We start from the raw sequence: 24726 nt of genomic DNA, 5'->3' as shown, positions 1-24726 counted from the left end.
TAGGAGTCTACGTGTATTCAGTCTGATGAGTACTTTTTCTCCCCTTTTTTTACTTAAAAAACAACAAACTTTGAGAAAACAGCCTTTTTTAAAAAGATAAAAAGTATAAGTCTTCTGAAGTCTGACGGTTGTCTAGCTCCTGCCTACGCTTTTCTTATAAATGCAAAAAGGACCACACGTCTCTACTGTTACATAGGGACGAATGGTCCGCGGTGCCACCCTAAATTGCTTACAGAGGATGTTCAAAAGTCACAAAATGATAAGCGTCGAATCTCTTCGTTCGCTTGCTTCTAATTTGTTCCCTTTTTGAACACACACTTAAAAAGCCACTTTCACCTTGTTAACGAAAGGCAATCGCTGAAATATAGTTTGCAAAAAAAGCATTTCCACTTCAGTGCTCAAAAGTCCATTCCTTATTCATGGATGTTTGTTTTCACCTGCCACAAACTCTCTAAAAACCATGTGTATAAGTACTACTCTTTATCAATGCAATTATTTAAATATTATGGATAAGTATAGTCTTAAATTATCCTATTTCAAAAAAAAAATCAAGTAAACTCTGAGAAAATAATGAAAAGGAACTGCTGAATGGATGATGAAATATGAAAATAAACTACTATATTAACATCACATTTTGTCATAAAATTCATAAATATAAATATGAATATCAATAACAAAAATCATAAAAAAACAAGGCCTCTTCCATATCTACATGGGATTAGCCTTGTTTTTTCTTATTTATGAGTAGGACTGCTCTCCGCATTTGCAATTTCCTTTGCAAGATCTGCGTTATCAATATTAGCAATGAAAAAATCTTCTGTGTTAGGCAGCTGTAGATTCATGTTCAGCTTTTGAGAAATACGTATGGTGACTCGGTCCACTGTATAATCAAAAACATGTCCGCCAACTTTTCTTCCGTCATCAATAAAGTGCAGGTGATAGCCGGCAACAGCTATTCCGTGTGCGTATTGAGGTGTCCGGAAGCCTGCGATAGTTCCTTTAATGTCTTCGAAGTCAAAAATCGGCTGTGATTTTACTGCTTCAACCATTGGTACATACGGTTTTTCCTGAAGCTCCACTGTTCTTGTCTGAACTTTTTTGAAGACACCATCTATTCGTATTGCGTAGAATAGGTTTTTACTTGGCAAAATACGATCTATTTCTTTCTCAAGTTCTTCTAATGTCATTTGCTGATTAATTTCATGGACGAGATCTTCTTCGAAAAAAGTGAGAGAGCAAAACGGTGATTTGTCCTCTCCTTTTACTGGAGTGGCTGTTCCGTTTGAACGAAGGCGATAAAAGCTGCCGTCAAAGCCAATTAATTCTCCATCGAGTTTATTAAAGGTGCCAATGCCAAAGTCCCCATGCTTTGGTATTTCACTTAAAGAAAAATCTCCGTCATAGACAGCTTCCAACAATGAAGTCATAGTGGAAACTTGATATACTTCTTGGTTATTTTTTTGTTGATCTTGGTTAATTCCTGTTTGTAAAGGGTTTAACATACCCAAAATGATCACTCCTTTTGTCAATTCTTTATTTAAAGGGAGTATAACTTTTTGAAGTTAGACAAGTGTCTAGCTTCGACGTACATGATGTACTAGTGCCGGCGTCGCCAAGCCCCTGTGGAAAATAACGTCTCTATAAGCAATAAATACTTGTTGAGCTTAGAAAACATTATTCTTCAGGGCTGAGCAGGGCGCCATTGCTTTTCTTATTTAGAATGCCAAAGTGTTTTCTCTCTTAATTTCTGTTCAAATTGCTTTGGCCATTTTTGACTTGCGAGATCTTTGTTGTCAGAGTAATCAATAGGGATGTCGATTATAACCGGTCCTTCTTGTTCCAACCCTTTTTTCAACACTTCTGAAAGCTGATCAGGAGAATCGACTCTAAGCCCTGTTGCACCAAAGCTTTCTGCGTATTTAACGAGGTCAATCTGTCCGAATTCAACACATGATTTTCGTTTATACTTCATCATTTGCTGGAAGGCTACCATATCGTACGTGCTGTCATTCCAAACAAGATGAACAATATTTGCCTTCATGCGTACAGCAGTTTCCAGTTCCATCGCAGAAAAAAGAAATCCGCCGTCGCCAGATACGGAGATGACCTTTTCGTTTGGGTTAATGATAGCTGCTGCAATTGCCCATGGAAGAGCGACACCGAGCGTTTGCATGCCATTGCTAATAAGTAGTTTGTTCGGTTCATAAGAGCGGAAATGGCGTGACATCCAAATGCCGTGTGAACCGATATCGCAAGTTACCGTTACATCATCGGCGATCAGCTTTCTTAATTCACTAATAACCTGAAGAGGATGCGAGCGGTCTTTATTGTCGGTTTGCGGTACCTGTTCCATGTCATGAAGAAGCTGTTTTAGCTCTGAAAGGAAATGATTTTGCTCGTTGTCAAGGCTAACATGGAAACAATCATGTTCCATCTTTTCAATTGTCGATGCAATATCTCCTATTAGTTCAAGTTCTGGCTGATAAAAATGATCGATGTCTGCCTGTATTTCATCTACGTGAATAATCGTTCGATTTCCGTTTGCGTTCCAAAATTTTGGATCATACTCAATCGGGTCATAACCGATGGAAAGCACAACATCTGCCTGTTCAATCAGCAGATCACCCGGTTGATTATGAAATAAACCGATACGGCCAAAATATTGATCTTCAAGCTCTCGCGAAAGAGTGCCTGCACCTTGATAAGTTTCAACAAACGGCAAGCCGAGCTTGTGAAGCAGTTTTCGGGTGGCTTTAACTGCTGCTGGTCTGCCTCCTTTCATGCCTACAATCGCAACCGGCAGATGAGCATTTTGAATTTTTGAGATTGCTGAAGTAATGATGTCTTCCTGTGCTGGCCCTAGCTTTGGAGATGGAAGGGCAGAGACAGCCTTTGCCGTCGTTTTTTCTGTAATAACATCTTGGGGAAAACTAATAAAAGCTGCTCCAGATTGACCAGACTTAGCAGCTCGGAATGCATTGGTCAATGCTTCGGGTATATTGTTTACATCTTGGACTTCTACACTATATTTAGTAACAGACTTAAATAATGCAGCGTTGTCTAATGATTGATGAGTCCGCTTTAATCGATCTGCTCTAATGACATTTCCGGCAATTGCCACTACCGGATCTCCTTCTGAATTAGCGGTTAATAATCCTGTGGCAAGATTGGATGCTCCTGGTCCTGAGGTAACAAGGCATACGCCAGGTTTGCCAGTCAGTCTCCCAAATGCAGCAGCCATAAATGCTGCATTTTGTTCATGTCTGCATAAGATTAGTTCTGGGCCTCTATCCTCCAGTGCATCAAATACTGCGTCAATCTTTGCACCCGGTATAGCGAATACATGGGTGACACCTTGTGCTATCAACGTATCAACAACAAGCTCTGCACCACGTTTTGTATAAAAGCTTTCTTCATGAAGATTCATGACCCTTCACTCCTTAAAATGTAATTCTTTATGAAATAGTAGATTTCATGATAATATTTACTATACGTGCAACATGATAATATTTCCAATATACATTTAACGAGTGTTTGATATGTTTTGCGAATGAATAAATAAGGAGTTGCTTATTATGGAGCTTAGACAGCTGCAATATTTTGTCACTTTAGCAGAGGAGCTTCATTTTGGAAGAGCTGCAGCAAGATTGAATATGACGCAGCCACCGCTTAGCCAGCAAATAAAGCATCTGGAGGAAGAGGTGGGTTTTCCGTTGTTTCATAGATCTAATCGACTTGTCGAATTGACGGAAGCAGGAAATGTGTTTTTAAGTCAAGTCCGTACCGTTTTGAATCAGCTGAACAAGGCGGTGGAAACGGCAAGTCTTACAGCAAGGGGAGAGCTTGGGAAAATTGTCATTGGATTTGTTGGATCAGCTACATATGAAATTTTACCGCCAGCAATTAGGGAATTCAGAAGTATGTATCCTTCAGTGGATATTGATCTTCGTCAATTATCTATTCCTAAGCAATTAACCGCATTATTACAAGGGGAAATTGATATTGGTTTTTTACACCCTCCAGTCTCAAGTGATGAGCTGATTAGCAAAAGCCTTATGCAAAGTGACAGTATTTTTGTTATACCAAAAGATCATCGTTTAGCTAAACAAGAAAACATTTCAATAAAGGATATAAAGGATGAGGCGATTATCTCTTTGTCAAAAGGTGCGTGGCCTTCTTTGTATACCAATTTCGTCAGTCTATGTGAAAAGTACGGATTTCAACCGAATATTGTACAAGAGTCGACTGACTGCCAAATGGTGATTGGATTAGTCACAGCAGGAATAGGTATTGCTGTTATTCCAACAACAGCAAAAAATCCTCATAACTTAGATGTAGTTTATAAAAAGATTGAAAAGGATGAACTAATTGCGGAATGGATTATTTCTTATAAAAGGGAAAATCATAATCCAGCCCTCTTTCATTTTGTTCATCATGTATTACATAAAATGAGCTCGTCATAACGAGATAGCTGGTTGTTACATCTTGCAGGCGAGCGTAAAAAAAATTTTCTGAGACAGTAAATTTTTAATAGTTCTGTCTCCTTTTTTTAGTTAGGAGCTGTTAAACTTGCCTGTTGATTTCAGCGATAGCGTTCGCTTTCCGCGGGCGGTTCGGGAGCCTCCTCGGCGCTTTACGGAGGTCACTGAAAAAGTGGATGCTCTGAAATATAGATAGTGGAAATCCAAGCAATCAGATCAGATGTTTTTGTTCGGTTTTCCGAGGCTTACCACACGCTTTCCGCGGGGCGAGCGCCGAGCCTCCTCGTCGCTTTGCTCCTGTGGGGTCTCGCCTGTCTCGCTAATCCCGCAGGAGTCGTGGGGACGCCTCTCCTAACCAACATGATGGTCGTTTTCAAACACTCTATACCATTTTTATCCTACTTAATATAAGTGTTTTACCTATAATTTATATAATAAAACACTTCTTCAGTGGTCTCGCTTTTCCAGCAGGAGTCTCACGCCTGGGACGAAAATCAATATCGTGCCAAAATCAACTATGAGCTTTAATATAGCCTTTAGTTAAAGAAAAAAATAGAAAATTAAATCCACTTCTGCAAATTGGATGCCCAACATAAAATTATCTTGTTACAATATTAGGAAACGGGTAATTGTAATGTGAATGATTGATTTTGTGAATAATGATAAATAGAACGGAAAAAGATTTGTGTAAATGGGGGAAAAGTTATGATAAAAAGAATCAATCGATTAACGGTTTTTTTGCTGCTGATTATTTTTATAATGCCTGCTTCCATTTTTGTTAAGAGAGTGGAAGGAGCGCGAAGCTATTCTTTACAACCAGAGAAAAAGGTCAGCATGTCAATAAAGAATATCCCAGATGGTTTTCCGAGATTAAAAAATTCTGCCTTTTCTTTTACCTATCCTGATGCAGTAAGAGGAGTATATGTAAATGCACACTCTGCGGGAGGGGAAAAGTGGAACGAGTTGATTTCCTTGCTTAATAAAACGGATTTAAATGCAATGGTGATTGACTTTAAAGACGATTTCGGAAATCTTACGTATAAACCAGCAAAAGAATCGTCTTTTTATTCCATTGGGAAATCATATATTTCAAGTATGCCTTTCATGTTGCAGCAGTTAGAAAAAGAAAAAATATACCCAATTGCAAGGGTAGTCGTTTTTAAAGATACTTTATTGGCAGCAAAAAAGCCTGAATGGTCCTTTATGAATGGAAAGAATGTTTGGAAAAATGGCAGACAAGAATCATTTGTTAATCCATTTCAAAAAGAAGTATGGGATTATAATGTAAATATTGCAATAGAAGCAGCAAGAATGGGGTTTCAGGAAATTCAATTTGATTATGTTCGGTTTCCTGAAGGGTTTGAAGGAAAAGAAGCAAAGTTAAGCTATTCAAAAGGCGACTATGATCATTTAAATGGTAATGAAGGGGAAAAAAGAGTAAAGGCAGTATCTGATTTCGTAAAATATGCGAAAGAGAAATTAAAACCATATGATGTTAAAGTCTCTGTCGATATCTTTGGTTATACGGCAACATTAAAGGAAGCACCAGGGATTGGGCAGAATTTTTCAAAAATAAGCGACCATGTAGATGTCATCTCCTCCATGATTTATCCTAGCCACTGGAGTGCGTATTTTGGTATAGATAAACCGGATTTACATCCATATCAACTAGTTAATGAGTATATAAAAGTAGAAAAAAACAAGTTAGGAAAAAGAAAAAATGCACCTGTTTCCAGACCATGGCTGCAAGATTTTACCGCCTCATGGTTAGGTGAAGGCAATTATCAGCATTATGGTGTAAAACAAATGGAAGATCAAATTAGAGCACTGCAAGATAATGGCGTAAATGAGTTTTTATTATGGAATGCAGCAAGCAATTATACAAAAAATGTTGACTATACACCAGAAAGGAAAAAATAAACAAAGCTTGAGGTGATAAAAAATATGCATTGGTATGACAAATTAAATGAATATTTTCCAATAGAAGAAATGAAATCACAAGAACATATGGAAGCATTGTTAAAAGATTTTCCAGATACTTATCATAAAGACGAAGGCAAGTATCATGTTTTGATGTATGTGGAGGTAGATGATTTTATTTTTATTGATTATTTATATGTTTCCACAGAAGCAAGAGGAAAAGGAATAGGGCATAAATTGCTGCAAAAACTAAAAGATAAAGGCAAACCAATTATTTTAGAAGTAGAGCCGGTTGACTATAAAGATACGGATACACAAAAAAGGGTAAAGTTTTATCAAAGAGAAGGTTTTCAACATGCAAAAACAATTGGATATAAACGAAAATCGCTGGCTACAAACACAGTAAATAAAATGGAAATCTTATATTGGGCACCAAATAATGAAGGGGAAGAAGTTGTTTATCAAGCTCTTATAAAAACGTATAAGAAAATACATACGTATAATGATAAACAATTTTATGGTCAATCGTATGAACCTGCAGAACAAGTTATTTTTGTACATGACGATCCTGAAAAAGAAAATATTTTTGATGAAATTTGACCAATTTTGTAGATTTATGAAAAATAGTATGTATGTTTGTATCGAATTTTCAATAAAAATGTCTTAATTGAGAATAAATAGAAGGTAAAATAAAGATGCAACGGGTTGAAATTTTCTTGTAATAGAAAAGAAATATGGTTAATAAATAAAAAAAATGAAACCTTTTTGCTTTTCAATCGTCTATATTAATAACCTGCAACAAATAATAGAATTCCTAAACTTTTGTGGAAGAATTCTAAAAAAAGGAGGAGAAACCAACAAAAAATAATCATGATTCGTACGAAAAAGTCATATTATGTAGGAAGTAAAAAAAATTTATGCAACAGAGAATGATATTTTAAAAAACATATACCAAATTATCAATATATAGTGTATAATAATCAATATAAATTACTTGATTAAACTAATTATAATTTAAGAATTTGATGAACTCAAGTAGTTGTAATAGTAACTTAAATACATGTCTAAATAAAGGGAGTGTGAATTTGTAAAATGGTCACATTATACACTTCACCAAGTTGTACATCTTGTAGAAAAGCAAAAGCATGGTTAGAAGAACATGATATAGCTTATAAAGAAAGAAATATTTTTTCTGAACCACTTTCCATCGAAGAAATTAAAGAAATACTTCGCATGACAGAGGATGGTACAGACGAGATTATTTCAACACGAAGCAAAACATTTCAAAAGCTGAATGTTAACTTAGAAACAATGCCATTACAAGATTTATTTGGACTAATAAAAGATAATCCAGGGCTTTTACGCCGTCCAATTATTATTGATGAAAAAAGACTTCAAGTTGGCTATAACGAAGATGAAATTCGTCGTTTCTTACCAAGAAAAGTACGTACTTTCCAATTGCGTGAAGCACAGCGGTTAGTTAATTAATATAGCTTGATTTTTATAGAGGTCTGACTATTTCTATACCTATTTTTATTATTGGTATAGAGATGTCAGACCTTTTTATATAGTACTAGCATAAAAATGCTTAAAAAGTGATAAAATTTGTGCAGATAAACGGATAATGGTAAAATACAGGGTAATCATCCATTTTGTTATCATCAGGATATAGAATGGAATAGAATACTTATTGCATGCTTATTCTTTTGATTGAAATATTTTTTAGCGGTAATACTACTAAGTACAAATGTGAAAAATCTTTGAATAGGCATATAATGGTTTTTCTAATTCTCAGTATATTTTAATTCCATTTCATTCGCTTTTGTCATAGAATATATAAGTACAAGGAGTAAACAATAAGACGAGTATCTGTATGGGGGTATTAGTCCCTTCCATCATAGCCTGAAGGGAGTGTTACAGAATGGAAATTGAACGTATTAATGATCATACAGTAAAGTTTTATATTTCGTACATTGATATAGAAGAACGCGGTTTTAAGCGTGAGGAAATTTGGTATAACAGGGAAAGAAGCGAAGAACTTTTTTGGGAAATGATGGATGAAGTACATCAAGAAGAAGATTTTATTTTAGATGGTCCATTATGGATACAAGTTCAAGCATTAGATAAAGGGCTAGAAATATTAGTGACTAGAGCACAGCTATCAAAGGATGGTCAAAAGTTTGAAATTTCAATCCCAGAAGAAAAATTGAAAGATTTACCGGTAGATGGCTTTGAAGAATTAATGGAAGAGCATTTTACGGTAAATGATAGTGATGGTGACTTTGAGGATCCATTAGAGTTTATTATTGCATTTAAGGATTTTGAAGATATCATTTCCCTTTCTAAACTTCAGGGAATAAACGATCTGGATACAAAATTATACAGCTATGAAAACCAGTATTATTTATATGTGGAATTCTTAGATGAAACAATAGAAGAAGACGATGTGGATAACGCATTAAGTATTCTTTTAGAATATGGTCATGAAACACAAATGACGGTCCATGTATTAGAAGAATATGGGAATATAATAATTGAAAATGAAGTATTTACTGAATTAAAAAAGTATTTTCATTAAAGAATGCCGATTTCATTTGAAATCGGTATTTTTTAACTAAAAATTAGTTTGTGAAGTAGAGTGGGATTCGTTGTATTCGGGTATAATTTCACTGGAGATGATAAAAAACTTTTTAAATTAGACAGAGAAGTATGGGCGGGTGTTTTGAATGAATCATACAGCTAGGTTAAGTATTTTTTTGGCAGTAGCAGGACTTTTTGTTTATATTTCTAACTTTTTTATTACGATCAAAGGTGGAGTATATGGACAGCTAAGCTTAGTCATTAGCTTGTCTGTTACTTTTATTGGGTTTGTTATTTTTTTTGAAAATAGACACCCAACACAAACATTAACTTGGTTGATTGTTTTAGGAAGTTTTCCGATTGTCGGTTTTATTTTTTATTTACTATTTGGAAGAAATTATCGAAAGGAACGAATCTACCGGGAAAAGTATTTTTTAGATAAAGAAATGTTTCTGCGTATAGAAACGGAAATGCGTGATGGATCAGAAGAGAAAATAGAAAAATTAGAAGTGCACCAACGGAATCTTTTTCGTTTAGCTGAAAAATTAGGAAATACTCCGATTTCTTTTGGTACCTCAACGAATGTACTAACAAATGGGGATGAAACATTTTCCGCTATTATTCAAGCACTAAATATGGCTAAACATCATATTCACTTAGAGTATTATATTGTGCGCCATGATAAGATTGGCGAAGAAATTAAATCTGTGTTAATAAAGAAGGCAAAAGAAGGGGTGAAAATCCGATTTCTTTATGATGCAGTTGGGTCTTGGCAATTGTCGAAAAAATTTATTAATCAGCTAAAGCATGCAGGGGTAGAGATGGTTGCATTTGGTCCAGTAAGAATGCCTGTTTTAAACAGCAAATTTAATTTCCGAAACCATCGTAAAATTATTGTAATTGACGGAAGTATTGGTTTTGTTGGCGGATTAAATATAGGGGATGAATATTTAGGTCGAAATGCATCAGTTGGATTTTGGCGAGATACGCATTTAATGGTAAAAGGAGAAGCAGTTCGAACGCTGCAGTTAATTTTTTTGCAAGATTGGTTTTATATGACAAACAGCAGTTTTTTAACAAATGAATATTTATCACCTATTTCAGAAGAGAATACACATGGTGGTGTTCAGTTAATTGCAGGTGGTCCTGATAATGAATGGAGCGTAATTAAAAATATATTTTTTAGCATGATGACATCTGCGACAAAATCGATTTGGATTGCTACTCCCTATTTTATTCCAGATGAAGATATTTTTTCTGCTATAAACATTGCTGCATTAAGTGGCTTAGATGTGCGATTATTAGTTCCAAATAAGCCAGATAAAAGAATTGTTTTTCATGCATCTCGTTCTTATTTTCCTGAACTGCTAGAAGCTGGTGTGAAAATATATGAATATGAAAAAGGGTTTATGCATAGCAAAATCGTTGTAGTAGATGGAGAGATTGCTTCAATAGGGACTTGTAATATGGATATGCGCAGCTTCCATCTCAATTTTGAAGTAAGTGCATTTTTATATAAAACGAAAAGCACGAAACAACTAGTAAATGAATTAGTAAATGATATGGACCATGCGAAAGAATTAAAAGCGGAATCTTTCAATAAAAGACATGTAGGCTTTCGGATTCTTGAATCTACTTCAAGATTATTGTCTCCTTTATTATAAATAGTAACTCAAACTTCGCAGTTATAAATTCCTCTTCATGTATTGCCATAACTTAGTTTAGAGCAATTAGAAAAGGGTGATTGATTAGTCTTTTAGGGTGTTTTTTTTGCAAACATTATTCCTTACAAATAGGGGCTTGCTTTCCGTTTCAGGATGCTCGCTTTCCGTGGGGCGTGCGATGAGCCTCCTCGGCGCTTGCGCCTGCGGGGTCTCATCTAACCCGCTAATCCCACAGGAGTCTCGCACCTTCCACTTCAATCAAGCCGTTTGATTCAATTAGTTGCTGTCGCTGAACTGGTGAAAACACCCACCATATAGAAATAGACTCAAGCGGCACATTTTGATAGAACAACGTTGAATGATAACATAAGCAAGGCGCTAGACACTCATCTAAGTTCAAAAATTTTCTTATCTTCTAAAAAAAATCAACGCTACTATTGTTTAGCAATAATACCTTGTAATGAAATTCGAAAACAAGAACTTATTTTAAAACAAGTTGCTTGTAACGGAGGGTGCGAAGACTCCTGCGGGAAATGTGGGAAGGCTGAGACCCCGCAAGGCAAAGCCGAGGAGGCTCAGCTCCCACCCCGCGGAAAGCGAAGCAACCCGTAGTGGAAAGCAACCTCAACAATAAAAAACAAGCCGCCCTTTTTATTGTTCTAAACCGAGTCCTATCAAGATTTGCAAACGAATTTGAAGGTGCGAAGTTTGAGATAGTAAGAAGGAAAATAGCAGGAAAAAGCGAATATACTCTTTTAGAGCTTGTTTAATATGATGACAATCAGAAAGGGGAGTATATTCGTGTTTACAGCTTTAATGGAGGATGGAACTTCCATTCATTTATATAAAATCATAGATCAAGCATACTTGCGGAAGCTGCGGTCCAACCATTTATTTTTTTGTCCAGAATGTTTTGAAAAAGTTATTTTAAAGTTGGGAGAAAAAAGATTAACCCATTTTGCGCATGAAAATAGAACTATTTGTTCAGGAAATTCCGAAGCGGAGTCACAATATCATTTAGAAGGCAAATTACAGCTGTACAACTGGCTCGACAGATTAGGTTTGCAGCCAATGCTGGAACCATATTTCCCTTCAATTAAGCAACGTGGAGATATCGGTGTATATTACGAAAATAAATATTACGTAATCGAATATCAATGCTCGCAGATTTCGCCTGAATTATTAATAAAAAGAACAAATAATTACCGTAAAGAAAGCTTTTATCCGATTTGGATTTTAGGATTAAAAAATATGAAAAATTGGAATAGAAATAAAGTACGATTATCTACATTCTCTTATCAATTCCTCACAAAGTATCATAATCAATATGTATTACCTACTTACTGTCCCTCTAAACGAAGATTCCAATTGTATCATCCCATCATTCCCATTACGATTAATCAAGTTTTTACCTCATGCTATACCCAATCCATAAACTCCTTGACTTTTTTCTCTTTATGGAAAATGCCAGCACCTTCTATTCCTTTACATCTTTGGATGGAAGAAATACGAAAACAGAAGGTGCATCATATTCATTATCAGACGAAAAATAATGATAGATTTTTAAAAGAGTTATATAAGAATAATTGTAATCCTCATTTTTTACCACCGTATATTGGCGTTCCACTTCGTACAAATATCCACATAGAAACGACTCCATTATTTTGGCAAACGTTTATCATGTTAGATAATTTTTTAGGAGAGAAGGGCAAAAAAATTGTCTCCATTCATAAAATTACAGAACAATTTCAAAATAGAATTGATCGTTTCGAAATAAAAATAAGAAAGCTTCCAATGATATCAGCAATAACATGGAAGCAAGCTGTTTATGATTACGTGAAATTTCTAGTCGCAGTAAACATTCTAATAGAAGTGAAGCCTTACTTTTACTTATTAAAAAAAGAAATGATAATAGAAACAAATTATGAAAAAAATCGTCAGTTGGAAGAAAATTTTTATCGAGAAAATGCAGCTTTAATAAATAAATTGTTTATCTCTAACTAAATAAAAAGACAGACTATGACATATGATAACCGTAGCTTCTGAAAAAGTTTATAAATAGGCAGGATTTATTAGGCATATAATAGAATAATTAATGAATAAATTTTCGTATTATTAGAAAAGCGGAAGCGCCCTTGCTCATCGACTGAAAAAGATGAGTTCCACAGGATGTGGATCACACAATCGTTGCCACAGGACGTGGCGGTTTTAGATTGTGTACTTTTACAGAGATAAAGGAAACACGATGAGCCGAATGGCGAATCGAAGTTGACTTATCGTAGACGAGGTGAGGGAAGCGTTGAAGTCGATAGGGCGCTGGAGCTAGACACTCATCTAAGTTGAAAAATTTTATACTTCTTCTTAAATAAAGAATTGGGGGATTTAATTATGACAAGTGAAACAACCGTAAAAAAGTTACCGCAGCGAAGCGAGGTTTCTATTGAAGACACATGGAGATTAGAGGATATTTTTTCTACAGATGAAGAGTGGGAGAAAGAATTCGACGAAGTAAAAAAACTTTCTGAACAAGCAGTTGAATATCAAGGTAAGCTGTCAGAAGGAGCGGACACTTTATACAATGCGCTCGCTTATCAAGATGCATTATTAAGTCGTTTAGAAAAGTTGTATACATATGCACATATGCGTTATGACCAGGATACAACCAATAGCTTTTATCAAGGATTTGATAGCCGAATTAAAAACCTTTATGCTCATGCTGCTGGTGCATTAGCCTATATCGTTCCGGAAATTTTATCCATTGAGGAAGAAAGTATTAAACGCTTTTTAGAAGATAAGAAAGAATTAAAATTATACGAAAAAGCGTTGGAAGAAATCAATTTGCAGCGTCCTCATGTACTATCGGCAGATCAAGAAGCATTGCTTGCACAAGCATCAGAAGTGTTAAATGCATCTAGCAACACATTTGGCATGTTAAATAATGCAGATTTAGAATTTCCAAGTATCAAGGATGAAAATGGAGAAGAAGTAGAGGTTACTCATGGAAGATATTCTCGTTTTTTAGAGAGTGGAGATCAGCGTGTACGTCATGATGCTTTTAAAGCAGTGTATGATACATATGGCAAATTTAAAAATACATTTGCATCGACATTAACAGGCAACGTAAAAAACCATGCGTTTAATGCGAAAATACGACAGTATGATTCCCCACGTCATGCGGCACTTGCGGGAAATAACATTCCAGAACAAGTATATGAAAATCTAGTGGAGACCATTAATGAATATTTGCCATTATTACATCGTTATATTAAACTTCGCAAAAAAGTCCTTGGTGTAGAAGAACTGCATATGTATGATCTTTATACACCACTAGTTAAAGATGTAAAAATGGAAATCAGCTATGAGGAAGCAAAAGATTTAGTGATTAAAGGGCTTGCACCGCTTGGTGAAGAGTATACATCTATTCTAAAAGAAGGATTTGAAAATCGCTGGGTAGATGTTCAGGAGAATAAAGGGAAAAGAAGCGGAGCCTATTCTTCTGGAGCATATGGCACAAATCCATATATTTTAATGAACTGGCAAGATAATGTAAATAACCTATTTACACTTGCACATGAATTTGGACATTCCGTTCATAGCTACTATACAAGAAAAACACAACCTTATCCGTATGGAAACTATTCTATCTTTGTTGCAGAAGTTGCTTCTACTTGCAATGAGGCATTATTAAACGATTATTTATTAAAAACAATTGATGATGAACAAAAGCGCATTTACTTATTAAATCATTATTTAGAAGGTTTTAGAGCAACCGTATTCCGCCAAACAATGTTTGCTGAATTTGAGCATTTAATTCATGTGAAAGCACAAAATAACGAAGCGTTGACGGCTGATTTATATACAGAAGAATACTATAAATTAAATCAAAAATACTTTGGGGAAGAAGATATTACTATTGATAAAGAAATAGGGTTAGAATGGTCAAGAATTCCTCATTTCTATTACAATTATTACGTATATCAGTATGCAACTGGCTTTAGTGCAGCAACAGCATTAAGCAAACAAATCCTAGAAGAAGGAAAGCCAGCAGTGGATCGATATATCGATTTCTTAAAAGCGGGCAGTTCGGATTATCCAATTGAAGTGTTGAAAAAAGCTGGGGTGGATATGACGAGCAAAACGCCGATTATTGATGCATGTAAAGTATTTGAAGAAAAGCTTACGGAATTGGAAAGCTTATTATCATAAGTGATTGTCGACAAACAAAAAGCATGTGAGATACAACAATCTCACATGCTTTTTTTAAAAGAGGGTTTTGTTAAACTTGCCTGTTGATTTCCGCTTCAGGCGTTCGCTTTCCGCGGGCGGTCCGGGAGCTTCCTCGGCGCTGTGCGCCTGTGGGGTCTCCCTCTAACTCGCTTTTCCCGCAGGAGTCTCACGCCTGGAACGAAGATCAACATAGTGCAAAAATCAACAATGAGCTTTAACATAGCCTAAAAGATAAGAATAAGACGTTTGAAGTTAGATGGATCAAGGCGCATCCGCTTTTCTTAATAAAAGCCTTTAAACTTTTTCCGATTATTTAAAAAAGCAATAAATAGGAATAAGGATAAAAACAGTAATGGGGAACTGATAAAAAGGGGAAATAGATTCATTAATCCCAATATATTTAATCCAAAACAAAAAGCAATAAATAATACAAAAACAAATAGCACAATTTTTTTCATAAAATTTGCTCCTTTCGGGAAAAGGAATGATGATTAAAACTACTATATGTATATAAATTTCCTGATATGAATAAATACAAAAACAAGCCAAAAGTTAAATTTGTCTATTTTATGAATAATAACTTAATTTGCTTGATGTTATCTATATAGTTATGATAATGTTTAATTGTGAAATTTGTCACAAACAAACTTATACCCCTTTGTTTGATCGTGGAAAATTTCTCCCATCCCCTTTGTTTATAACGATAAAAAAGGCCTTGCCTTGAGACAGCAAGCCCTTTTTTATTTTATTCCCCAAATGGATATACTCATTGTAAAAATAATTTTATAAATATAATGAAAGCTGTACGTATTTTTTATAGGGCATGAGTATCCTTTTATTCTACCTATTCATTTTCTATCAGGTTGAGGGAGATTCTTATCTGATAAACCAAATTTATTTAACATACTTCCAAAACATGCCGTACTTTGCAGGTATTTGTTCCACTAATTGTTTTAATTGAAGCTTCTTCATTTCTTTTTCTATTTCTTGAATCGATTTATTATATACAACGGATAATTCCTTCGATGCAACAAAATTAAAACATTGTAAAAAGTTCTCTAACGGAGGTGGATCTGCCTTTTCCGGAGCCGTTTGCAGCATTTCCTCCATTATTTGAACATATATTTCATATGGATAATAACCGGTAATTTTAATGCCTTCTTCCTCAATATTTTCATTAAAAAAGACAAGTGTAGGAATTTCGGTTACTTCCATTTCTGATGTAATTTTTAAATCACATTGAAAAGCTTTTGCAGCACTTTCAGAATGAATATCTGCAACAAATTCCATTACATCAAGGCCGACACTTTTTGCACAATTTTTTAACACATCGAATGTCGCAACATTTTGTTTTTCGAGGAAAAGGAGTTCCTGCAATTTCCGTAAAAAACGAATGCCAGATCTTCGCCCTTGCAGCTCGGCTGCTTTAAGTGCAATAGAGGCAAGATAGGGAGATAGTATTGGATTCTCCAGCCAAACAGATCCATCACAGGACATTCCAGATCGACTAGCCGTTTTTTCCCATAACTCCGCAATACTTTTATATTTGGTTTTTCTGCATAGATTTAACGAAGTGAGACTGCCGCTTAATACATGCTTTAGAGAAAAATATCTTCCATATTCTATTTGCAGCTTTTTTATTATCGGTTCTAACGCCCAACACTCAGGACATAATGGATCAATAAACATATAAATTTCAAGTGGTTTGCTGTCATGGCAAATTTCATAGGTTGTGTTCGGGTTGGATGTAGACAATTCTTTTTCAATCACGAGTAATCACCTTTTTTATTTTCATTTTCCTCCGAATTAATCATGTGTTTTGCTGTTAAAGCAAGTCTTGAAAAAAGTCCTTCGCGGATAGTTGGATCTAATTGTATTTCTTCCATTGCAGCATGCATGCATGCTAGCCAAGCATGAGCATGCTTTTCCGTAATGGTAAATGGTAAGTGTCTTGCCCTTAACATTGGGTGACCATGCTCCGCTGTGTAAAGAGGAGGGCCTCCTAAATATTGGGTCATAAATTGCTTCTGTTTGCGAGCCGTTTCTGTTAAGTCATTTGGGAAGATAGGAGCTAGATCAGGGTGTTGACCTACACGCTTATAAAAAGCATCTATGAGTTTGCTTAATGTGTGTTCACCAATAACTTCAAAAGGTGTGGGCATTTTCTCGACCATCAAAAAACTCCTTTATGCATACATGTATTTTTTATCATCATTTATAATATCGCGATAATTGCCCAACTACTATTCCTATATATTTTAACAATGCCGAAATAATTGTACAAATAAATAGCTTGTAAAGGAATATAAATTGGTTCAATACATTCGCTGTATATGGAATATTCTCATGATTTTTTTTCAAAAAAATGCCCACTGTTAAAAACAACGGACATTTCTTTGTGTGCAATTATAACCGTAGGAACCGTTAAACTAAGAAGTGTTGCTTTACTTTAGCAACATAGTTCTGTGTTTCTTTAAATGGTGGTAAACCTCCATATTTATCTACATTTCCTGGTCCTGCATTATACGCTGCAAGTGCCAACTCGATGTCACCGTTATATTTTGTCAATAGTTGTTTTAAATATTTAGTTCCGCCCATAATATTTTCTGTCGGACTATAAACATTATTAACCCCTAAAGATTTTGCTGTATGTGGCATTAACTGCATTAATCCTGAGGCACCTGCATAACTTGTTGCGTTTGGATTATTATTAGATTCTACTTTAATAACGGAGCTGATCAGTTTTTCCGGAACATTATAAGTCGCTGCCGCTTTTTTTATAATATCTTGAAAATCATTTACTGTTTCGTTAAGTTTTGTTAAACTTTTCGGAAGCAAATAGGTAGCAGCATTTGCTGAAATCGCTGCAGAATTAGATGTATTGCTATTTCTATTGTTTGCAAATAAAGCATTGTCTGAAGAAGATACTGTGCTTAATAATTCCTGGAAAAGAGAGCCGGTAGAGCTAGTTGAATTTTCTGATGTAAAGTTTTGCAGTGCTTGTAATTCAAGCATCACTTTTAATGTATCAATTCTCATGAACTTCCTCCATTGCTATCATGAAGTTATTTGTCTTGACTGTCTAGCTTCGACGTACAGGATGTACTAGTGCCGGCGCTTCCACTTTTCTTATTGTTCATACTTTTTTAAATAAAACCGCTGTACTTTATTTTTCGTTTTGCGTTTAGGTATTTGACAGGATTGTAATAACTTCTCGAAATAAACTTGTCCTTCTTTAGCGTCACTTACCTCATATTCTAACTCATAATCTTCTTCGTTTAAATAAAAACTATGATCTAAAACGAGTAAACCATTTCCAAATTCTTTTTCTGCTCTTACGGTTGTTAAGGAACCAAAGTAGCAGATTTTATCCGGATTGATATTCATTCCTAATAAAATGGATACAAATGGTTCGAAGTTTATCTTGCCAGTTTGAAAAATAATATCACTTTCTTCTTTTGTCAGCAGTTTATTCGTTTCAAGTAATCCTTCTTTATGTGGCTGTTTTAATGTTAATTCATAGGCATCTTGTTTTTTTCGAATTCTTAGAGCTGATTTTTGTTGTTTTAGTAAAAAATCGGAGGTATCAAAATAGTGATTTTCTTGTTGGAAAAAATCTTTTTCATCTATTTGGAAATATTCAATTAAAGATAAATATTCTTGTTTTGTTAACATATTCTTAAATTCAATTTCGATATTTTGCGACATAATAAAATCCTTTCTTTTCCCATTTAATCCTTAATAAATGAAGGCCATTTTTTTCTTCTCTTTACGGTCTTTTCGTATAGATTGTTGTTATTTAACTCGCAGCCTGAATACACTTCGCTTTCCGCGGACGAGTGCCGAGCCTCCTCGTCGCTATGCTCCTGTGGGGTCTTGTCTTTCTCGCTTTTTCCGCAGGAGTCTACGTGTATTCAGGCTGCTCAGTGCTTCAGCCATGTTTATTATTTTATTCAAAAACAACAAACTTTTAGAAAACAGTCTTTCTTTATTATCCCTTTGTTCATTTGTAACTGCAATGTTTAGGAGAAATTAAATCTATGTGGTAAAATAGGGCATTATATGGAGGGTGAAAAATGAATCAAAAATTACAACTATTGAACTCGGAAATAATAGATAATGAACTTTTACTTAGAGTAGAGGAATCTATTCTTCTTGATAGCTATAAAGCAAGTGGACAAATGCTCGTAGATTCAGATGCGCTTAGCTTTATCTATTTATTAGAAGAAAAAGATTATTATGTTTATTTAGTGATTGAAAATAAATGGTGGAATATAATGAAAGAAGGTAAAGAGTTAAACTTGCCAGTTTATTTAACAAATGGAAGTCATAACGTTTTATTAGAGCAATTTTTTGAAGAACTAAATTATTTAGTAGAAAATATTGATGGAAACAGTAATTATGGTGATGAAATGGAGAATGCAGTGGGAGCAGTATTTATTGAAAAATAGACATGCTTGATCATTGCTGAAAAAGCTTTAAGTGTGTGCATAAAGGTAACAAATTAGAAGCAAGCCAACGAAGAGATTAGATGCTTTAATTTGGTGATCTTTTGAACATCCTTTTTACAACCAATAACATAATTAGAACCTTTGAAAATTGGGGTGTTATATTCATGAAACATTGGGAGCAGTTTTTAGCCCCTTATAAACAAGCGATTGATGAGCTGAAGGTTAAATTAAAAGGAATGCGAAGTCAATTTGACGAAGAAGTTGAACACTCTCCTATTGAATTTGTAACAGGAAGAGTAAAACCAATCGCAAGTATTTTAGAAAAAGCCCATGAAAAAGAGATTTCTCTTGAGAATTTAGAAACAGAGATGCAGGATATCGCGGGACTGCGTATGATGTGTCCATTTGTTGACGATATTATTAGAGTAGTAGAGTTATTAAGAAAAAGAAATGATTTTGAAATTGTAGAAGAAAAAGATTATATTTTACATAAAAAAGATAGTGGCTATCGATCGTATCATGTTGTGATTTCATATCCTGTTCAAATGATTGATGGGGAAAAAAGAATTCTGATGGAAATCCAAATTCGGACACTGGCAATGAACTTTTGGGCAACAATTGAACATTCATTAAATTATAAGTATAAAGGCCAGTTCCCAAAGGACATTCAAATGAGATTGCAGAGTGCTGCTGAAGCAGCGTTTCGTCTTGATAAGGAAATGTCCTTAATTCGTGGGGAAATACAGGAAGCACAAGCATTTTTTAATCGTAAAAAGGAAATAAAAAATAATCGTAAAAAATAGCAAGCCATTAAAATGGTGAAAGAGGAGCTATCATAAAATGAAATTTGCCGTTACCTCAAGAGGGGATTCAAAATCAGATAAATTAGTAGCTATAATTAAAACATACTTGCTAGATTTTGATCAAGAATATGATGAGGATGAGCCTGACATTGTCATATCTGTTGGGGGAGATGGTACACTACTATATGCATTTCACAGGTATAGCAACCGTCTAGATAAAACAGCATTTGTTGGTATGCATACTGGACATTTAGGTTTTTATGCAGATTGGACGCCAGATGATTTAGAAAAACTCGTACTAGCAATAGCAAAAACACCTTATCCTAATCAGTATGTAGAGTATCCTTTATTAGAGGTAATTGTTCAATATCATGAAGAAGGAAAAGAAGAGAGATATTTGGCGTTAAATGAATCGACTGTAAAAAGGACAGATGGTACTTTTGTGATGGACGTGGAAATAAGAGGAGAGCATTTTGAAACATTTAGAGGAGATGGACTATGTATTTCTACTCCGTCAGGCAGCACCGCTTATAATAAAGCATTAGGGGGAGCAATTGTACATCCATCGCTTCAAGCGATGCAACTAGCAGAAATGGCGTCCATCAATAACCGTGTATTTCGAACGGTTGGTTCCCCGTTAATTTTGCCTTCCCATCATACATGTGTATTAAAACCGTTAAATGGCCAGAATTTCCAATTGTCAATAGACCATCTTACTTTGGGGCATAAAGATGTAAAATCCATTCAATATCGCGTTGCTGATGAGAAGATACGGTTTGTGAGATATAGGCCATTCCCATTTTGGAAAAGGGTGCATGATTCGTTTATCTCAGAATAATGGTGATGACAGGAGCAGATATAGGTGGTATTTCGATTACAATGGTCAATTGCTGAACACGAGAAAGAAACGACTATTAAAGATTTTTTAAAAGAAAAAGAAATTTCAAAGATTGCATTAACAGCAATAAAATTTAAGGGTGGTAAAATAACGGTTAATAATAAAGAAGAAAATGTTCGCTATATACTGCAGCATCACGACCTTTTAATGGTTACATTTCCACAGGAAGACCCGAGCGAAGGGTTAAAGGGTGAAAATATTCCACTTAATATCCTTTACGAAGATGATTTTTTACTTGTAGTTAATAAAAGGGATGGAATGAGCTCTATACCTTCTAGAGAGCATCCGACGGGAAGCTTGGCAAATGGATTGGTTGGCTATTACCGAGAAAAAGGAATCCATTCAACTGTTCATATTGTGACAAGGCTGGATAAAGATACATCTGGTCTTGTTTTAATAGCAAAACATAGACATATCCATCATCTTTTAAGCAAGCAGCAAAAGGATGGCAAGATAAAGCGAACATATAACGCTTTTGCTGAAGGAAGAATGCCTGCAGCAGAAGGAGTGATTGAAGAGCCTATTGGTCGTAAAGATGATAGTATTATTAAAAGAGAGGTTCGCAGCGACGGTCAATTTGCACGAACTCGTTATAAAGTTTGTCACTACTATCCCGATTTTACCTTTGTGGAACTTCGTTTAGATACAGGAAGAACACACCAAATTCGTGTGCATCTTTCCTATTTAGGTCACCCGCTTGCAGGAGACGATTTATATGGAGGCAGCAGGGAAATAATCAAAAGACAAGCGCTTCATTGTGCAAAGCTTGAATTCACTCATCCGATTACGTATAAACAACTAACCTTCTCTGTTCCTCTGCCGGATGATATGAATGATTTGATTAATGGAAAATTAAAATAGTGAAGGAAGATAGGGTCAATTTATTGAAAAATTAACCTAGTTTAGTGTCTAGCTTCGACGTACAGGATGTGCAAGTGCCGATGTTGCCACAGGCTCGCAGGATGCGAGTCAATCGACGTTGCCACAGGACGTGGCGTATTTAGTCGATTTTCCTTTTTTGCGTACTTAAGAGGCCAGCGCCTAGCCCCTGTGAAAGATAACTTCTTGCCTCTAAAAGTCGAAAACACTTTTTGAGGCAAGAGAACATTTTTCTTCGGGGCTGAGCAAGGCGCCTGCGCTTTTCTTTCCTGCTATTAAATAAACGATCGAAATTTTTCTTCGATATAAGGCATACTTGAAGGAACAGATACTATTTCCATTTCTGGATAGCGTAACGCTGTTAATTTTCCGCCAAAAACTGCTCCAGTATCAATATTATACGTATTATGGATGATTCGAACCTCTTTTACGGGAGTATGACCATATACGATTGTCGCTTTACCTTCGTATTCTTTTGCCCAATCTCTGCGTACAGGAAATCCATCTTCATGTGTTTCTCCAGTAATGTCTCCATATAAAACGAATGTTTTTACTTTGTTGGAGTATTCCCCTATGTAATCTTCGCGAATTCCTGCATGTGCAATAATTAATTTTTTATTATCTAAAAGATGATACAACGGTGCATTTTCATAAAGTTCAATAAACATTTCTTTAATTTTCATCTGCTCACTTGGTGTCAGCTCCTGTATTTCAGCAACTGTCGTTTCGAGTCCATGCCTAATTTGTACATTACGTCCTAAGAAATAACGATAAAGTTTGTTGCAGTGATTTCCAGGGACATAAAACAATTGATCCTTTTTCATAAGGTTCCACAGCACTTCTATTACTTTTAGCGAATATGGACCACGATCTGTTAAATCTCCTACAAACGCAAGTTTTCTATCGTCTGAATGAAGAGGAAAACCATTCTCCCATGTATATCCAAGCAGTTTAGTAAGTTTTTTAAATTCTTCATAACAGCCATGAATATCACCAAATATGTCTAATTTCATAAAAACCTCCAATATTTTTAATATTATTGTATAGGAAAGAATGTAATAAAGCTTATACTAAACCTTTTAGCACAACAATTATGTTCTTACTATTTTAACCTTTTATGAAGAAGTAAACGCTTATTTATAATAGAAATCATGAAATTAACTCATTTTATTTTTTCAGTGAAAATAATGGAGTCTTTTATAATGAATTGTTAAAAATTAATGAATAAGGTGAGATTAACGACAAATAGAAAAAGATTTGTTACTATAAAACACATATTGAAAGGAGGATAAACATGGGCCATGGAGCTTCTGTTATGTCACTTGTAATTGTCATCATTGTGGCATTATTAACGCCGATACTTCTTCATCGGTTTAAACTGAATGTGATCCCTGTTGTAGTGGCAGAAATTTTAATGGGATTAATTATCGGAAAAAGTGGATTTAACCTTGTTCAACAAGATATGTGGCTGGAAACATTGTCCACACTGGGATTTATCTTTTTAATGTTTTTAAGTGGACTGGAAATTGATTTTACTGCCTTTTCAAATAATAAAAAAAGAGAAACACTTCCAAATGGGAAATTGGAGCCTAACCCGTTTTCTGCTTCGTTCATCATTTTTATCGGCATTTTTATTCTTTCTATTTTATTAAGCTATGTATTTGTATTGGCAGGTTTTGTTGATAGTGTCTTCTTAATGACCATTATTATTTCGACTATCTCTTTAGGTGTTGTTGTTCCAACCTTAAAAGAAGCCAATATCATAAAGACTGCTATTGGACAAATTATTTTGCTGGTTGCTGTAATAGTAGACTTAGTGACAATGATTCTATTAGCTGTGTTTGCTTCAGTTAATGAAAGTGAAGGCAATACATGGCTGCTGCTTATTTTATTTGCTGCAGGTGTTCTATTATATTTTGCAGGCAGAAGGTTCAAAAACAATAAATTAATAGCTTCACTATCAAAAGGAACTGTTCAAATAGGTACAAGAGCAGTCTTTGCACTCATTATATTTTTAGTAGCTCTATCAGAATCTGTTGGTGCGGAAAACATACTTGGTGCTTTTTTAGCAGGGGTATTAGTTTCCCTTTTGTCACCAAATGAAGAATTAGTTCATCAATTAGACTCCTTTGGATATGGGTTTTTAATTCCTATATTTTTTGTGATGGTTGGAGTGAAGATGGATATTTGGTCTTTATTTACAGATCCGATGCTATTGTTGTTTATCCCGCTATTATTAGTAGCGTTATTAGCAAGCAAGCTAATACCGATTTATTATTTAAAAAAGTGGTATGACACAAAAACAATTGTTTCATCCGGATTTTTATTAACATCGACCTTATCTTTAGTAATTGCCGCTGCGACGATCGGAGAAAGAATGAATAGCATTACATCTCAAATGAGCGGTATGTTTATTCTAGTTGCTATTATTTCTTGTATTATTACGCCGATTGTTTTTAAAAAGCTATTTCCAAATGAAAAGATTGGAGAAAAGGTTTATACATAGCTAACGGACGCTTCCGCCTTTCTTATAGTATCAGAATTTATATCTGAAGTTAGGTTAATGTCTAGCTCCAGCGCCTAGCCCCTGTGAAAGATAACCTCTTGTCTCTAAAAGTAAAAAACACTTTTTGAGCCAATAGAACATTTTTCTTCGGGGCTGATCAAGGCGCTTCCGCTTTTCATATTCAATCGGACAAACGTATAATATTGTGAATATTTTAGGGAAATTAAGTAAAAACCCTATAGTAACAGTGCTTTTCTTTTTATTCTTTTTGTAGTAGAATTAGTACTAGGTACTAATAACTTGTAATAATATATAGG

20 protein-coding genes, 1 pseudogene and 1 other annotated feature are annotated in these 24726 nt (G+C 35.0%); of the genes and pseudogenes, 13 read left to right on the top strand and 8 right to left on the bottom strand.

Translation table 11 applies throughout. The annotated features are described in order from the left end of the window. Positions 1–191: 191 nt before the first annotated feature. Positions 192–496 (bottom strand) — a binding site (T-box leader). Positions 497–734: 238 nt separating this feature from the next. Both budA and alsS read right to left on the bottom strand, forming a co-directional pair. After that, positions 735–1502 (bottom strand): acetolactate decarboxylase, encoded by a 768-nt coding sequence (budA, locus tag ACTXGU_RS08970; RefSeq protein ID WP_443481172.1) that lies wholly within the window; start codon positions 1500–1502, stop codon positions 735–737. A 209-nt stretch (positions 1503–1711) separates the two neighbouring features. Beyond that, the gene (gene alsS, locus ACTXGU_RS08965; RefSeq protein WP_443481156.1) at positions 1712–3427 is read right to left on the bottom strand and encodes an acetolactate synthase AlsS; all 1716 of its coding nucleotides are present in this window, start codon (positions 3425–3427) and stop codon (positions 1712–1714) included. 148 nt (positions 3428–3575) lie between these two features. Here alsS and alsR point away from each other — a divergent pair, with 148 nt between their 5' ends. From alsR to pepF, 8 genes are all read left to right on the top strand, one after another. Further along, positions 3576–4463 carry an acetoin biosynthesis transcriptional regulator AlsR gene (gene alsR, locus ACTXGU_RS08960; RefSeq protein ID WP_443481155.1) on the top strand — a complete coding sequence of 296 codons (888 nt, stop codon included), beginning with the start codon at positions 3576–3578 and terminating at the stop codon, positions 4461–4463. 777 nt (positions 4464–5240) lie between these two features. Then, a complete protein-coding gene (locus ACTXGU_RS08955) occupies positions 5241–6401 on the top strand; it encodes a putative glycoside hydrolase (RefSeq protein ID WP_443481171.1) in 1161 nt (386 codons plus the stop codon). Positions 6402–6425: 24 nt separating this feature from the next. Beyond that, complete coding sequence (locus tag ACTXGU_RS08950) at positions 6426–7001, top strand: GNAT family N-acetyltransferase (RefSeq protein WP_443481154.1); 576 nt, start codon at positions 6426–6428, stop codon at positions 6999–7001. A 492-nt stretch (positions 7002–7493) separates the two neighbouring features. After that, positions 7494–7889, top strand: a complete 396-nt coding sequence (gene spxA, locus ACTXGU_RS08945) for a transcriptional regulator SpxA (protein WP_248560495.1) — start codon at positions 7494–7496, stop codon at positions 7887–7889. A gap of 433 nt (positions 7890–8322) precedes the next feature. After that, the gene (mecA, locus tag ACTXGU_RS08940) at positions 8323–8979 is read left to right on the top strand and encodes an adaptor protein MecA (RefSeq protein WP_443481153.1); all 657 of its coding nucleotides are present in this window, start codon (positions 8323–8325) and stop codon (positions 8977–8979) included. A 148-nt stretch (positions 8980–9127) separates the two neighbouring features. Further along, a complete protein-coding gene (gene cls / locus ACTXGU_RS08935) occupies positions 9128–10645 on the top strand; it encodes a cardiolipin synthase (RefSeq protein WP_443481152.1) in 1518 nt (505 codons plus the stop codon). Positions 10646–11446: 801 nt separating this feature from the next. After that, positions 11447–12649, top strand: a complete 1203-nt coding sequence (locus tag ACTXGU_RS08930; RefSeq protein WP_443481151.1) for a competence protein CoiA — start codon at positions 11447–11449, stop codon at positions 12647–12649. 384 nt (positions 12650–13033) lie between these two features. Then, entirely contained in the window at positions 13034–14851 is a 1818-nt protein-coding gene (gene pepF / locus ACTXGU_RS08925) for an oligoendopeptidase F (protein WP_443481150.1), read from the top strand. 302 nt (positions 14852–15153) lie between these two features. On the opposite strand, the gene ACTXGU_RS08920 is transcribed toward pepF, so the two are convergent. The 5 genes from ACTXGU_RS08920 to ACTXGU_RS08900 all read right to left on the bottom strand — a co-directional run bounded on the left by ACTXGU_RS08920 (position 15154) and on the right by ACTXGU_RS08900 (position 18580). Then, positions 15154–15330 (bottom strand): hypothetical protein, encoded by a 177-nt coding sequence (locus ACTXGU_RS08920; protein WP_443481149.1) that lies wholly within the window; start codon positions 15328–15330, stop codon positions 15154–15156. A 436-nt stretch (positions 15331–15766) separates the two neighbouring features. Then, positions 15767–16639 carry a ClpXP adapter SpxH family protein gene (locus tag ACTXGU_RS08915; protein WP_443481170.1) on the bottom strand — a complete coding sequence of 291 codons (873 nt, stop codon included), beginning with the start codon at positions 16637–16639 and terminating at the stop codon, positions 15767–15769. Then, the gene (locus tag ACTXGU_RS08910) at positions 16639–17046 is read right to left on the bottom strand and encodes a globin domain-containing protein (RefSeq protein WP_443481148.1); all 408 of its coding nucleotides are present in this window, start codon (positions 17044–17046) and stop codon (positions 16639–16641) included. The genes ACTXGU_RS08915 and ACTXGU_RS08910 overlap by 1 nt, the downstream gene beginning before the upstream one ends. 250 nt (positions 17047–17296) lie before the next feature. After that, positions 17297–17911 (bottom strand): lytic transglycosylase domain-containing protein, encoded by a 615-nt coding sequence (locus tag ACTXGU_RS08905; protein WP_443481147.1) that lies wholly within the window; start codon positions 17909–17911, stop codon positions 17297–17299. A 90-nt stretch (positions 17912–18001) separates the two neighbouring features. Continuing rightward, the gene (locus tag ACTXGU_RS08900; RefSeq protein ID WP_443481146.1) at positions 18002–18580 is read right to left on the bottom strand and encodes a CYTH domain-containing protein; all 579 of its coding nucleotides are present in this window, start codon (positions 18578–18580) and stop codon (positions 18002–18004) included. A 368-nt stretch (positions 18581–18948) separates the two neighbouring features. Between ACTXGU_RS08900 and ACTXGU_RS08895 the strand changes: the two genes are divergently transcribed. The 4 genes from ACTXGU_RS08895 (at position 18949) to ACTXGU_RS08880 (ending at position 21885) form a co-directional block, all read left to right on the top strand. Next, positions 18949–19323, top strand: a complete 375-nt coding sequence (locus ACTXGU_RS08895) for a UPF0738 family protein (RefSeq protein ID WP_443481145.1) — start codon at positions 18949–18951, stop codon at positions 19321–19323. A gap of 164 nt (positions 19324–19487) precedes the next feature. After that, the gene (locus ACTXGU_RS08890; RefSeq protein WP_443481144.1) at positions 19488–20126 is read left to right on the top strand and encodes a GTP pyrophosphokinase; all 639 of its coding nucleotides are present in this window, start codon (positions 19488–19490) and stop codon (positions 20124–20126) included. Positions 20127–20163: 37 nt separating this feature from the next. Beyond that, positions 20164–20964: an NAD kinase gene (locus ACTXGU_RS08885; RefSeq protein ID WP_443481143.1), complete on the top strand. Its 801-nt coding sequence runs from the start codon at positions 20164–20166 to the stop codon at positions 20962–20964. Positions 20965–20988: 24 nt separating this feature from the next. Beyond that, positions 20989–21885 (top strand): RluA family pseudouridine synthase, encoded by an 897-nt coding sequence (locus ACTXGU_RS08880; RefSeq protein WP_443481142.1) that lies wholly within the window; start codon positions 20989–20991, stop codon positions 21883–21885. Positions 21886–22178: 293 nt separating this feature from the next. Here the strand turns inward: ACTXGU_RS08880 and prpE are convergent, their stop codons facing one another. After that, positions 22179–22916: a bis(5'-nucleosyl)-tetraphosphatase PrpE gene (gene prpE, locus ACTXGU_RS08875; protein WP_443481141.1), complete on the bottom strand. Its 738-nt coding sequence runs from the start codon at positions 22914–22916 to the stop codon at positions 22179–22181. A 281-nt stretch (positions 22917–23197) separates the two neighbouring features. Between prpE and ACTXGU_RS08870 the strand changes: the two are divergent. Beyond that, positions 23198–24397, top strand: a pseudogene (locus ACTXGU_RS08870) (cation:proton antiporter); the annotation flags it as partial. Positions 24398–24726: the final 329 nt, after the last annotated feature.

Origin of the sequence: Niallia sp. 01092 (assembly GCF_052318935.1) — a bacterium.
Lineage (GTDB): Bacteria > Bacillota > Bacilli > Bacillales > Cytobacillaceae > Niallia.
This window is presented reverse-complemented; position numbering and strand designations above follow the sequence as displayed.

Excerpts from the sequence above, each read along its gene's own strand:
- ACTXGU_RS08885 (WP_443481143.1), top strand. The coding sequence starts at position 20,164 with ATGAAATTTGCCGTTACCTCAAGAGGGGATTCAAAATCAGATAAATTA.
- ACTXGU_RS08905 (WP_443481147.1), bottom strand. The coding sequence starts at position 17,911 with ATGAGAATTGATACATTAAAAGTGATGCTTGAATTACAAGCACTGCAA.
- ACTXGU_RS08910 (WP_443481148.1), bottom strand. The coding sequence starts at position 17,046 with ATGGTCGAGAAAATGCCCACACCTTTTGAAGTTATTGGTGAACACACA.
- ACTXGU_RS08900 (WP_443481146.1), bottom strand. The coding sequence starts at position 18,580 with ATGTCGCAAAATATCGAAATTGAATTTAAGAATATGTTAACAAAACAA.
- budA (WP_443481172.1), bottom strand. The coding sequence starts at position 1,502 with ATGTTAAACCCTTTACAAACAGGAATTAACCAAGATCAACAAAAAAAT.
- ACTXGU_RS08950 (WP_443481154.1), top strand. The coding sequence starts at position 6,426 with ATGCATTGGTATGACAAATTAAATGAATATTTTCCAATAGAAGAAATG.
- mecA (WP_443481153.1), top strand. The coding sequence starts at position 8,323 with ATGGAAATTGAACGTATTAATGATCATACAGTAAAGTTTTATATTTCG.
- ACTXGU_RS08890 (WP_443481144.1), top strand. The coding sequence starts at position 19,488 with ATGAAACATTGGGAGCAGTTTTTAGCCCCTTATAAACAAGCGATTGAT.
- ACTXGU_RS08895 (WP_443481145.1), top strand. The coding sequence starts at position 18,949 with ATGAATCAAAAATTACAACTATTGAACTCGGAAATAATAGATAATGAA.
- pepF (WP_443481150.1), top strand. The coding sequence starts at position 13,034 with ATGACAAGTGAAACAACCGTAAAAAAGTTACCGCAGCGAAGCGAGGTT.
- ACTXGU_RS08955 (WP_443481171.1), top strand. The coding sequence starts at position 5,241 with ATGCCTGCTTCCATTTTTGTTAAGAGAGTGGAAGGAGCGCGAAGCTAT.
- alsR (WP_443481155.1), top strand. The coding sequence starts at position 3,576 with ATGGAGCTTAGACAGCTGCAATATTTTGTCACTTTAGCAGAGGAGCTT.
- spxA (WP_248560495.1), top strand. The coding sequence starts at position 7,494 with ATGGTCACATTATACACTTCACCAAGTTGTACATCTTGTAGAAAAGCA.
- ACTXGU_RS08920 (WP_443481149.1), bottom strand. The coding sequence starts at position 15,330 with ATGAAAAAAATTGTGCTATTTGTTTTTGTATTATTTATTGCTTTTTGT.
- cls (WP_443481152.1), top strand. The coding sequence starts at position 9,128 with ATGAATCATACAGCTAGGTTAAGTATTTTTTTGGCAGTAGCAGGACTT.
- prpE (WP_443481141.1), bottom strand. The coding sequence starts at position 22,916 with ATGAAATTAGACATATTTGGTGATATTCATGGCTGTTATGAAGAATTT.
- alsS (WP_443481156.1), bottom strand. The coding sequence starts at position 3,427 with ATGAATCTTCATGAAGAAAGCTTTTATACAAAACGTGGTGCAGAGCTT.